At 72.4% G+C, this 10,245-nt stretch carries 12 protein-coding genes; 5 read left to right on the forward strand and 7 right to left on the reverse strand.

Translation table 11 applies throughout. The features are described from left to right. Positions 1-132: 132 nt before the first annotated feature. From GEV10_30490 to GEV10_30500, 3 genes are all read right to left on the reverse strand, one after another. Positions 133-1,560: an FAD-dependent oxidoreductase gene (locus GEV10_30490; protein MQA82736.1), complete on the reverse strand. Its 1,428-nt coding sequence runs from the start codon at positions 1,558-1,560 to the stop codon at positions 133-135. 194 nt (positions 1,561-1,754) lie between these two features. After that, positions 1,755-2,378 (reverse strand): alpha/beta hydrolase, encoded by a 624-nt coding sequence (locus GEV10_30495; GenBank protein ID MQA82737.1) that lies wholly within the window; start codon positions 2,376-2,378, stop codon positions 1,755-1,757. Continuing rightward, the gene (locus GEV10_30500; GenBank protein MQA82738.1) at positions 2,375-3,373 is read right to left on the reverse strand and encodes a ring-cleaving dioxygenase; all 999 of its coding nucleotides are present in this window, start codon (positions 3,371-3,373) and stop codon (positions 2,375-2,377) included. Before GEV10_30500 ends, GEV10_30495 begins: the two co-directional genes overlap by 4 nt. A gap of 139 nt (positions 3,374-3,512) precedes the next feature. Between GEV10_30500 and GEV10_30505 the strand changes: the two genes are divergently transcribed. Next, entirely contained in the window at positions 3,513-3,986 is a 474-nt protein-coding gene (locus tag GEV10_30505; protein MQA82739.1) for a MarR family transcriptional regulator, read from the forward strand. Position 3,987: 1 nt separating this feature from the next. Beyond that, positions 3,988-5,055 carry an iron-containing alcohol dehydrogenase gene (locus GEV10_30510; protein MQA82740.1) on the forward strand — a complete coding sequence of 356 codons (1,068 nt, stop codon included), beginning with the start codon at positions 3,988-3,990 and terminating at the stop codon, positions 5,053-5,055. Positions 5,056-5,152: 97 nt separating this feature from the next. On the opposite strand, the gene GEV10_30515 is transcribed toward GEV10_30510, so the two are convergent. After that, positions 5,153-5,467, reverse strand: a complete 315-nt coding sequence (locus GEV10_30515; protein MQA82741.1) for a PspC domain-containing protein — start codon at positions 5,465-5,467, stop codon at positions 5,153-5,155. A gap of 249 nt (positions 5,468-5,716) precedes the next feature. On the opposite strand from GEV10_30515, the gene GEV10_30520 reads away from it, so the two are divergent. After that, on the forward strand, positions 5,717-6,565 hold the full coding sequence (locus GEV10_30520) for an FAA hydrolase family protein (GenBank protein ID MQA82742.1): 849 nt from the start codon (positions 5,717-5,719) through the stop codon (positions 6,563-6,565). A gap of 29 nt (positions 6,566-6,594) precedes the next feature. After that, entirely contained in the window at positions 6,595-7,368 is a 774-nt protein-coding gene (locus GEV10_30525; GenBank protein ID MQA82743.1) for an SDR family oxidoreductase, read from the forward strand. Positions 7,369-7,371: 3 nt separating this feature from the next. On the opposite strand, the gene GEV10_30530 is transcribed toward GEV10_30525, so the two are convergent. Next, positions 7,372-8,172, reverse strand: coding sequence for an alpha/beta fold hydrolase (locus GEV10_30530; protein ID MQA82744.1), 801 nt, complete (start codon positions 8,170-8,172; stop codon positions 7,372-7,374). A 24-nt stretch (positions 8,173-8,196) separates the two neighbouring features. Next, positions 8,197-9,072: an NAD-binding protein gene (locus tag GEV10_30535; GenBank protein MQA82745.1), complete on the reverse strand. Its 876-nt coding sequence runs from the start codon at positions 9,070-9,072 to the stop codon at positions 8,197-8,199. Between the two features lie 114 nt (positions 9,073-9,186). Here GEV10_30535 and GEV10_30540 point away from each other — a divergent pair, with 114 nt between their 5' ends. Beyond that, positions 9,187-10,110: a phosphotransferase gene (locus GEV10_30540; protein ID MQA82746.1), complete on the forward strand. Its 924-nt coding sequence runs from the start codon at positions 9,187-9,189 to the stop codon at positions 10,108-10,110. Positions 10,111-10,135: 25 nt separating this feature from the next. Here GEV10_30540 and GEV10_30545 read toward each other — a convergent pair. Next, a partial coding sequence (locus GEV10_30545; GenBank protein MQA82747.1) for an IS982 family transposase occupies positions 10,136-10,245 on the reverse strand: 110 nt, incomplete at its 5' end.

Raw genomic sequence — 10,245 nt, forward strand, 5'->3', positions numbered from 1 at the left:
CCCGCCGAGCATCTCCGCAGCGAACGCCACCAGCCGCGGCCTGACCTGGTCCATCTCCTCCGGGGTCACGGATCAGAACACGACCACATCACGAGCCGGATCAGCGGTAGCGACACACGTAACAAAGTACTACTAGGCGCGACCGGCGATCAGGTCGGCGAAGCGGGCGGGCAGCGCGGTGGTCGCCCCGCCGCGGTCCTCGAGCCGGTCCGCGAGGTGGTAGAGCCGGTAGACCGCGTGGACCCCCGCCCAGCGCAACGGTTCCGGCTCCCAGCGACGGACCCGCCGGTCGACCCACGGCAGCCGGCTCAGCTCCGTGTCACCCTCGAGGGCGAGATCGACGAGGGTGCGGGCCGCGAGGTTCGTGGTGGTGACCCCGTGCCCGACATAGCCGCCCGCGTGACCGAGGCCCGTACGCCGGTCGAAGCCGACCGTGGTGCACCAGTCGCGTGGGACGCCGAGCACCCCGCACCACGCGTGGCGCACCGCGGACCCGGGCACGCCGGGGAAGTGTCGCCGCAACGCCTCGACGAGCTGCCTGATCGTCTCGGACTGCGTACGCCCGTCGTGGTCGGTGCGGGAGCCGAACCGGTACGGCACGCCGCGGCCGCCGATGGCGATCCGCCCGTCAGCGGTGCGCTGGGCGTAGGTGTAGCCGTGCGCCATGTCGCCGAGCAGCTCGCAGCCCGACCAGCCGATGTCGTCCCACACCCGCTGGTCGAGCGGCTCGGTGACCACCATCGCGCTGTTCATCGGCAGCCAGGTACGCCGCTGCCCACGGATGCTCGCGGTGAATCCCTCGGTGCAGCGCAGCACGATCTTCGCACGCACTGTGCCGTACGGCGTGACGACGGCGCCGGGTCGTACCTCGGTGACGGGCGTGCCCTCGACGATGCGCACGCCGGACCGCTCGACCACCGACGCGAGCCCGCGCACGAGCTTGGCCGGCTGGATCCGCGCGCAGTGCGGGGAGTAGATCGCGCCGAGCACTCCCGGCACCCTGATGCGCTCGCTCGTCTCGACCGCATCGAGCAGCCGGACGTCGCGCTCGGACCTCCCCCAGCGCCGGTCGGCGGCGATCGCGTGCTCGGCACGGGCGAGCTGGGCCGGCCTGGTGGCGACCTGCAGCAGGCCCGACTTGGTGATGTCGGCGTCGATCCCCTCGGCGTCGGCGACGCGGATCACCTCGTCTACGGCCTCGGCCATCAGCCGCTCGAGCCGCATGACGAGCGCGGGGCCATGCGTACGCGCGTACCGCTCCCGCGACCCGGCGACCTTCGCCGACAGCCAGCCGCCGTTGCGTCCCGACGCGCCGAAGCCGGCGAACTCCTTCTCCACCACGAGGACGTCGAGGTCGGGCCGCGCCTGCTTCAGGTAGTACGCGCACCACAATCCGGTGAAGCCGGCGCCCACGATCACGACGTCGGCCGAGTGGGAGCCGTGCGACAGTCTCGCGCGCGGCTGCGGACGTCCGCCGAGCGCAGCGTGCCAGAACGACACCTCGCCGTTCACGAGCCGGTCGCGGCCGGCGACAGCGGGTCCGGCGGACGTCGGACTCACCGGCGTCTGCCTCGCAGGACTTCAGCGGTCGCTGCCATACCAGGTACCTGCGGGACGTGTTCGCGCGTCTCGATCACGGGTCGGACTCCCTGGCGAGCTCATCACACAGGTGTTCACATTCATGAACACCGCGTTCGCTCCGCGCAGGTAGGCGTTCACCTGATCCGTTGACAAGACCCTCGGTGACACTGCGGTCACGTCGAGGCGCCGCCGGCCAGCCACTCCTTCGCGGCGGCGACGCCGTCGAGGGTGACCTGGTGGCCGCCGGCGTGGCGGTGGGTGCGTACCTGCGCCGACCGCTTCCTCAGTTCCTCGACGAGCCGCTCGGTCGAGGCCAGCGGTGCCATCGGGTCGCGCTCGCCGTTGGAGAGGAAGACCCGCGACCCGGCGAGGTCGTGCGGCGGCGGATCGGGTACGGGGTTCATCGCGGCGAACAGCACGGCCTCGCGCAGCGCGTCCGGACGCAGCAGCGTGACGGCGGCGGCGATGTTGGCGCCGTTCGAGAAGCCCACGGCGACGAGCCTGCGGTCGCCGAGGTCGTGCTCCTCGCGGGCGGCGAGGACGAAGTCGGCGAGCTGGCCGGCCCTGGCGATCACGTCGTCGGTGTCGAACACGCCCTCGGCCAGCCGGCGGAACCAGCGGGCGGCGCCGTTCTCCTCGACGGGTCCGACGGGCGCGAGCAGCGCCGCGCCGGGACTCAGCTCCCGACCGAGTCCCACCAGGTCGTCCGGCCCACCTCCGGTGCCGTGCAGGAGCAGCAGCACCGGAGCGACCGCGTCACCGGGGATGAAGCGGTGGGCCAGGGACGTCTCCGTCATGTCGCGAGCCTCTCCGCGACCTCCGGGTTGTTCTCGTCGGGCAGCTTCAGCGCCGGGAGCGCGGCCTCGATCTGGGCGCGGTCCGGCTCCAGCCACGGCGGCAGCTTCAGCGCGCGGCCGAGCTCGAGCAGCGGCTCGTCGATGCCGAAGCCGGGCGCCTCGGTCGCGATCTCGAGCAGCGTGCCGCCCGGCTCGCGGAAGTAGATCGAGCGGAAGTACTGCCGGTCGAGCACGGACGTGACGTTGACGCCGCGGTCGACGAGCTCCTCCCGCCAGGAGAGCTGGGTGGCGTCGTCCGGCGCCCGCCACGCGACGTGGTGCACGGTGCCGCCCGCGACGAGACCGCGGGGCGCGTCGGGGGTGACGGAGACGTCGACGAGTGCGCCCGGGCCGCCGTCGCCCGCGGCGAACCGCAGCCGGTTGCCCCGTTCCCCGGCGAGTCGCAGGCCGAGGTCGTCGACGAGCATGCCGGCCGTCGCGTCCTCCGAGGCGACCGACAGCGTCACCGAGTGCAGGCCCCGGATCGCGCGCTCTGCCGGCACGAGAGCGGTGTCCCACGGGTCGCGCGGGTCGCCCTGCGGGTGCGCGACGAGCGCGAGGGCGAGCCCGTCGGGGTCGCGGAAGGTGAGCGTGTCCTCCTCGTCGGCGCCGGTGGTGACCAGGCCGGCCTCGACGCCGGCCGACTCGAGGTGCTCCTGCCACCAGCCGAGCGAGCCCTCGGGGACCGAGAACGACGTCGTGGTGGCCTGCCCGTTGCCGCGCCGCCCGCCAGGGACGTCGCGCCAGGGGAAGAACGTCAGGAGCGAGCCGGGACGGCCGGCCTGGTCCCCGTAGTAGAGGTGGTACGTGCCCGGATCGTCGAAGTTGACCGTCGTCTTCACCAGCCGCAGGCCGAGCGTGCGGAGGTAGAAGTCGGCGTTGCGCTGGGGATCTCCGCCGATCGCCGTCACGTGGTGGAGTCCGGTGGTCTTGATGGCCGTGCCCTGCGTCGCCATGTCCGCTCCTTCGGCGGCGGAGCCCGCCGCACCTCGGTGGTTGAACGTTATCGAGCAAACTTCTTCTCAGCAAGATGTATTCCGAGAAGACTTTTTCGGCTACGCTGCCTGCGGCGGGACCCGAAGGAGAGGACGGCGCATGCAGGAGACGACCGCGGATCCCCGGACCGACGACGACGAGATGGTCACCTGGTGGGGGCTCGTCATCGAGGGCTACGTCGCCACCCAGGACCGCCTGATGGGCGAGATCGCCGAACGCTTCGACCTCGCGCCGGCGTCGTTCGACATCCTCGTCCGCCTCGTCCGCTCCCCCGACCACCGGCTGCCGATGACGCGCCTCGCCAAGGAGGCGGCACTGTCGAGCGGCGGCTTCACCAAGGTCGCCGACCGCCTCGTCGCCTCGGACCTGATCACGCGGATCCCGAGCCCGGACGACCGCCGCGTGGTCTTCGCCGCGCTCACCGAGCACGGTCTCGACGTCGCCAACCGGTCGCGCGCCGCGTGTGCCGAGATCCTGCGCCACGCGGTGCTCACGCCGCTGGGGTCCGACGCGGCGGCCGCACTCGCCGGCGCGATGCGCACCCTCAGGTCGGTCAACGGGAACGGACAGTGAGATGGCCTCCCTGAGGTCGTTCCACCACGACGCCCTGGCCGGCCGGGTCGTCTTCGGACCCGGCTGCGCCCGCACCGCGCTGGCCGCCGAGATCGCCTCGCTCGGAGTACGGCGCCTGCTCGTCGTCACCACGTCCCGCGCGGAGCCGCTCACCCACGAGCTCGTCGCACCTCTCGGCGACACGGTGGTGGGCACCCACACCGACGTCCGCCCGCACGTACCCGACGAGGTGGCGACAGCGGCGCGTGCGGCAGCACGCGACACCGGCGCGGACGGCCTGCTCGCCGTCGGCGGTGGGTCGGCGATCGGCGCGGCGAAGGCCGTGGCGCTGGAGACGCCGATGCCCGTCGTCGCGATCCCGACGACGTACTCCGGCTCGGAGATGACCCCCGTCTGGGGCCTGACCAGGGAGGGCGAGAAGCGCACGGGCAGGTCTGCCGACGTGCTCCCTGCGGTCGTCCTCTACGACCCCGAGCTGACGATGACGCTTCCCGCCGCGGTCACGGTGACCAGCGGCATGAACGCGCTGGCGCACTGCGTCGAGGCCTGCTACGCGGCGGGCGCGTCACCGGTCACCGCCCTGCTCGCCGCGGAGGGTGCGGGCATCCTGGCCGACCACCTGCCGCGGGCGGTCGAGCACGGCGCCGACGTCGGCGCCAGGACCGAGGTGCTGTACGGCGCGTACCTGGCGGGCTCGGCGTTCGCGGTAGCGGGCTCCGACCTCCACCACAGGATCTGCCACGTCCTTGGCGGGGCGTACGACCTGCCGCACGCGGCGACGCACACCGTGCTGCTCCCCCACGTCACGGCCCTGGTCGAGGCCCACGACCCGGCCGCGCTGTACCGGCTGGCCGACGCGATCGGCGCCGACCGTGCCGCGCACGGCCTGGCCGACCTCGCGAAGCGTCTCGGCGCCCCGACGTCACTGCGGGAGCTCGGCATGGCGGACGACGACATCCCGAAGGCCGCGCGCCTGCTCGCCGAACGCCTCGACGTGGCGACCCCGGTCGACGAGCGGTCGCTGCACCGGTTGCTCGCCGCGGCCCAGGAGGGACCGCCACCGCTGTAGAGCATGGGGGGAACGCCCGGCGAGCCCGGGCGTGGAGAGGGCCCGGTCGCCCACGTCATTCGTGGTCGACCGGGCCCTCGGTCGTGGGCGGTCCGGTTCAGCGGCGCAGCATCGTGCCGAGCTGGGTGGTCTCCGTGCCGTCCTCGGGAACGACCAGCCAGGCCGCTATGTACGCCACGGCGCCGAGGCCGCTGGTGACGAGCGTGAGGACCACCGCGAGCACGCGCACGAGGGCGACGTCGAGGTTGAAGGTTCTGGCGAGTCCGCCGCAGACGCCGCCGAGGATGCGGTTCTCGCGCGAACGACGGAACTTCGAAGGCGACCGCTCACCGGTGACCGGCAGGGTCGAGCTGGAGTGGGCGGGTCCGGTGTCGGACCCAGGAGTGTGCTGGGTGTTCTGGGTCGTGTCCATGGGTCCCATCCTGCGCGCCCGGCAGCCGTGCGGCCATCGGGTACGCCCCTGGTCGACCCCTGATCTCGGCGCCCCGCCCCGGCAGCTCGTCGACACCGGTCTCAGGGTGTGGCGCACCCTGGCCGACGCGTTCGTGGCGTAGCCGGAGTACGGCTCCGATAGCCTGACCGGGTTCTGTCCACGGGCGGGTCCATATGCCGAGACGCCCTCGGCGCGGCACCGCCCGGCACTCGCCTCAGGAGCCTCGACATGTTGCTGCAACGACGTGGGCCGGCCGGCCAGGAGCGGCCCGTCGTGATCGACGACGACGTCGCGTACGACCTCGGCACGCTGACCGCCGACATCGACGGCGCGTTCCTCGCCGCCGACGGCATCCCCCGCACCCGCCGGGCCCTGCGGGCCGGCGAGCTCACCACCATCGACGTCGGCGGTCTGCGGGTCGGGCCGCCCGTCGCGCGACCGGGAGCCGTGGTCTGCCTCGGGCAGAACTACGCTGCCCACGCCGCCGAGTCGGGCGCCGCGCCGCCGACCGAGCCGATCGTCTTCTTCAAGCACCCCAACACGGTCGTGGGGCCTTACGACGACGTGCAGATCCCCCCGGGCAGCACGGCCACCGACTGGGAGGTCGAGCTTGCGGTCGTCATCGGCACCCGCGCGCGGTACCTGCCGTCCGTCGAGTCCGCCCTCGACGTCGTCGCCGGCTACACCATTGCCAACGACGTGTCGGAACGCGTCTGGCAGAAGTCCGGCGGTCAGTGGTCCAAGGGCAAGTGTTTCGAGACGTTCAACCCGCTCGGCCCGTCGCTCGTGCCCGCCGACGAGGTCGGTGACCCGCAGGCCCTCCGGCTCCGGTCGTGGGTCAACGACGAGCCTCGGCAGGACTCCTCGACCGCGGACATGATCTTCACCGTCGCCAGGCTCGTCTACGACCTCAGCCACGTCCTGGTGCTCGACCCGGGCGACGTCGTCAACACCGGCACGCCCGAGGGAGTGGCGACGTCAGGACGGTTCCCCTTCCTCAAGCAGGGCGATGTCGTGCGGCTGGCGATCGAGGGCCTGGGCGAGCAGCGGCAGACCATGCAGCAGACCGTGCCCTGACCGCCGTCACTCACCTAGGGTGGTGCCCCGTGGACTACGCGACGCTGTTCCGGCTCGACGGCCGGCACGCGGTGGTGGTGGGTGCCGGCAGCGGCATCGGCAGGGAGTCGGCCCGGGCGCTGGCGGCGCACGGTGCGCGGGTCACGTGCGCCGACCGCGACCTCGCCTCCGCGGAGGAGACGGCGTCACTCGCCGGCACACCGGCCACGGCGTACCGGCTCGACGCACTCGACAGCGACGCCGTGGCACGCGCGGGCGAGGAGCTCGGCGACGCCGACGTGCTCGTGTTCACGATGGCGACGAACGTCCGCAAGCGACTCCTCGACTACACGATCGAGGAGTTCGACCGGGTGATCTCGCTCAACCTGCGCGGCTCTTTCGAGCTGGTCCGGGCGTTCGGGGCGCCGATGGCGCGGCGCGGCCGGGGGAGCATCATCGGCTTCTCGTCGATCCGTGGCACCGTCGTCGAGCCGGGGCAGGGTCCGTACGCCGCGACGAAGGCGGGACTGCTCCAGCTGCTCCGCACCGCCGCCGCGGAGTTCGGGCCGCAGGGCGTGCGCGCCAACGCCATCGCGCCCGGCGTCGTCGAGACCCCGCTGACGGCGCAGATCAAGGAGCGGCCCGACTGGTACGACGCCTACGCGGCGAAGAGCGCGCTCGGCCGCTGGGCCACGCCCGACGAGATCGCCGGAGCCGTGGTCTACCTGGCCTCGGACGCCGCGAGCTTCGTCACCGGCACGGTGCTCACCGTCGACGGCGGCTGGACGGCGATCGACGGGCGCTACGACCCGCCGGCCGGTTGAGCGTCACGACGCGAGGAAGTCGAGCACGTCGCGGAAGAAGGCCCGCTTCATGATGATCGCGTGGCCGCCCTTCGGGTACATCACGAGCCCGGCGTCCGGGATCCTCGTCGCGGTCTCGACGAACATCTCCGGCGTCCAGAAGTAGTCGCGCGCGCCGCAGACGACGAGCGCCGGCACCCGCAGCCCGGAGAGCCGGTCGCGCACGTCGAAGGCGTCCTCCGCCCCGAGCATCGCGATCATGTCGGACGGATCCTTCGGCAGCCTGGCAAGCCGGCTCTGCACCCGGAGTCCCCCGTCGAACAGCGCGCGCAGCACGCGGTTGCGGGTGAACCCGTCGGCCAGGTACCTGTTGCTGGCCCGGCCCCGCTTCGCCTCCTGCATCATGTGCCGCTGCGCCCGCTTCGCCACCGGCCCGAGCGCGTACGCGGTGCTCGCGACGACGAGCCTGCGGACGACCTCGGGATGGTCGACGGCGGTCTGCAACGCGATCGACCCACCGGTCGAGTGCCCGAGGAGGTCGACCGGCTCGCCGAACTCGGCGTGCAGCGCGTCGGCGTGGGTATCCGCAATGTCGGCCATCGTCGTGCCGGCCGGCATGCCCGGCTGCCGGTTGGTCAGGTAGACGCGGTACCCGGCCTCGGCGAACGGCCTGACCTGGCGCATCGCGATACCGCGCTGGAGCCCCGGCGCCGGCCGCGTGTGCGTCGGGGTGAAGCCCATCAGGTAGACCAGCGGCATGCCGGACCCGACGGCGAGGTACGGGAGCCCACCGGGGAACGTGCCCTCACGCACCTGCGCTGCCACGGATCGGAACGTACACCAGCTGAGTCAGTCGACGTCGAGTGCCGCGGCCCTGGCGAGGACGGCGAAGACGGCGGCGGCGTCCTCGTCGCCGCGACCCTGTGCCATGCCCGCGGCGTAGACCTGCCTGGCCGACGCGAACAGCGGCAGCGGGCAGTCGACGGACGCGGCGAAGTCGCCGATCAGCTCGAGGTCCTTCTTGAACATCGACATCGACGCCGTCGCCTCGCGCCAGCGACCCTCGGCCATCATCGGACCGCGCACCTCGAGCATGCGGGACGTGCCGGCGCCGTCGGTGATCGCGTCGAGGACGAGCCCGAGGTCGAGGCCGGCCTTGCGGGCGAGCAGCACGGCCTCGGCGGCGGCGACGTTGTGCATCGACACCAGCAGGTTGGCGATGAACTTGAGCTTCGTGCCCGTGCCGAACTCGCCCACGTACCGGTGCGACCGCGCGATCGCGTCGAGCACGGGCACGGCGGTCTCGTACGCCGTGCGGTCACCGCTGGCGTAGACGGCGAGGTCGCGGGTGACCGCCTGTGCGCCGGTGCCGCTGACCGTGCTGTCGAGCAGCACCGCACCCGCGCGTGCGGCGATCTCCCTGGCCTCGAGCTTGGTGTCGAGCGCCAGCGTGCTCATCTCGACGACGGGACGGCCGCCCGACGGCGCGAGCCCGGCGACGGTCTCGAGCAGCGGGCCGGCTCCCGGCAGCGAGGTGATGACGACCTCGGCCTCCGCCGACAGCTCCCGCACCGACGCTGCCGCGACGCCGCCGCGTTCGGTGAGCCGGTGCCGCATGGCCTCGTCGACGTCGTACCCGCGCACCGCGAAACCCGCGTCGAGCAGGTTGGCCGCGAACGCGGATCCCATGTTCCCGAGGCCGATCACACCGACGGTCGCTGCCATACGTCCACCCACTCAGTCCGAGGATCCTGCATGATGCATGGTACCCGATCACCTCCGGCCGCACGGACGGCAAACGCTTTGCGCGGCCACGGAACCGGACTCCATACTCTCGGGATGGTCGAGGAGCAGCCTGTCGACGGTCGCGCGGGGATCGACGTGGACCTGGTGCGGCGACTGGTCGCGACGCAGTTCCCGCAGTGGGCCGACCTGCCCGTGACGCCGGTCAGGGTGGACGGCTGGGACAACCGCACGTACCGCCTCGGTGACGAGATGACGGCGCGCCTGCCGACGCACGAGTCGTACACCCCGGCGATCGACAAGGAGGATCGCTGGCTGCCGACCCTCGCGCCCTCGCTGCCCGTCCCGGTTCCGGTGCCGGTTGCGAAGGGGGAGCCCGGCGAGGGGTACCCGTTCCACTGGTCGATCCGCGGCTGGCTGGACGGCGACACGGCGAGCGTCGACCGCGTCGACGACCTGTCCGGGTTCGCGGTGTCGATCGCCGACTTCCTCCTCGCCCTGCAGCGCATCGATGCGACGGACGGTCCCCCTGCCGGTGCGCACAGCTTCCACCGCGGCGCGCCGCCCGCGTACTACGACGACGAGACGCGCCGCTCCCTCGCCGCGCTCGACCGGCGCATCGACACAGCCGCGGCGACGGCTGTGTGGGACGCCGCACTGGACGCGACGTGGGACGGGCCGCAGGCGTGGTTCCACGGCGACGTCGCGAGCGGCAACCTGCTCGTACGGGACGGACGCCTGTGCGCCGTCATCGACTTCGGCACCTCGGGCGTCGGCGATCCCGCCTGCGACCTGGTGATCGCGTGGACGATGTTCTCCGGCGACAGTCGCGCGGCGTTCCGGCGGGCCGTGCGTCAGGACGCAGGCACGTGGGCACGCGCGCGGGGCTGGGCGCTGTGGAAGGCACTGATCGGACTGGCGGTGGACATCGACACCGACGAGCGACAGGCCGCGGTCAACCGGCGCGTGATCGACGCCGTGCTGGCCGACCACGCCACACTCGGCTCAGGCGTGTCCTAGATGAATGATTCCGTGAAGCTGCTGGTCAGTGGTCGTAGGCGGTGAGTGATCGTTTGCTGGTGACGCCGGTGGTCCAGTTGTGCCAGATCCCGGCGGCCATGGCCAGCAGGCGTTGGGCGACTCGGGTGAATACCC

This window comes from Streptosporangiales bacterium (genome assembly GCA_009379955.1).
Lineage (GTDB): Bacteria > Actinomycetota > Actinomycetes > Streptosporangiales > WHST01 > WHST01.